Below are 909 nucleotides of genomic sequence, written 5' to 3' on the forward strand. Positions count from 1 at the left end.
TCGCGCTCGGCACGGTCAACTCGAACACGTTCCAGGATGACGCCTACAAGTTCGGCAGCCTGACCCACATCGACCCGAAGGTGCGCCAGATGGCGATCGATCACCACTTCGACTGCATCGACGTGATGAACCAGACCGGCTCGGAAGACCTGAAGATCTGGCTCGCCGACGGCACCAACTACCCGGGCCAGGGCGATATCCGCGGCCGGCAGGACCGCCTCGCCGACTCCCTCGGCAAGATCTACGCCCGGATCGGCGAGCACCAGCGCCTGGTCCTGGAGTACAAGTTCTTCGAGCCGGCTTTCTATCACACCGACGTGCCCGACTGGGGAACCAGCTACGCCCAGGTCGCCGCCCTCGGAGACAAGGCGATGGTGTGCCTGGACACCGGCCACCACGCGCCCGGCACGAACATCGAGTTCATCGTCGCCCAGCTGCTCCGCCTCGGCAAGCTCGGCTCCTTCGACTTCAACTCCCGCTTCTACGCCGACGACGACCTCATCGTCGGAGCGGCAGACCCGTTCCAGCTGTTCCGGATCCTCTACGAAGTCATCCGCGGCGGCGGCTACGGACCCGACTCCACCGTCGCGTTCATGCTCGACCAGTGCCACAACGTCGAAGAGAAGATCCCCGGCCAGATCCGCTCCGTCCTCAACGTGCAGGAAATGACCGCCCGCGCCCTCAGCGTGGACACCGTCGCCCTCGCAGCGGCGCAGGAGGCCGGCGACGTCCTCGGCGCCAACGGCATCATGATGGACGCCTTCTACTCCGACGTCCGCACCGACCTCGCCGCGTGGCGCGAGTCCCGCGGACTTCCGGCCGACCCCATGAAGGCGTTCGCGGCATCCAGTTACCAGGAGAAGATCTGCGCAGACCGCGTCGGCGGCACCCAGGCCGGCTGGGGCGCCT

Annotated in this window: 1 protein-coding gene; it reads left to right on the forward strand. The window is 66.7% G+C overall.

From position 1 onward, the window contains the following. Positions 1–909 (forward strand): rhamnose isomerase (locus QN357_RS19095; protein ID WP_323505412.1); only part of this gene is annotated, 909 nt, incomplete at both ends.

Origin of the sequence: Cryobacterium sp. RTC2.1, assembly GCF_035018685.1 — a bacterium.
Classification (GTDB): Bacteria; Actinomycetota; Actinomycetes; order Actinomycetales; family Microbacteriaceae; genus Cryobacterium; species Cryobacterium glucosi.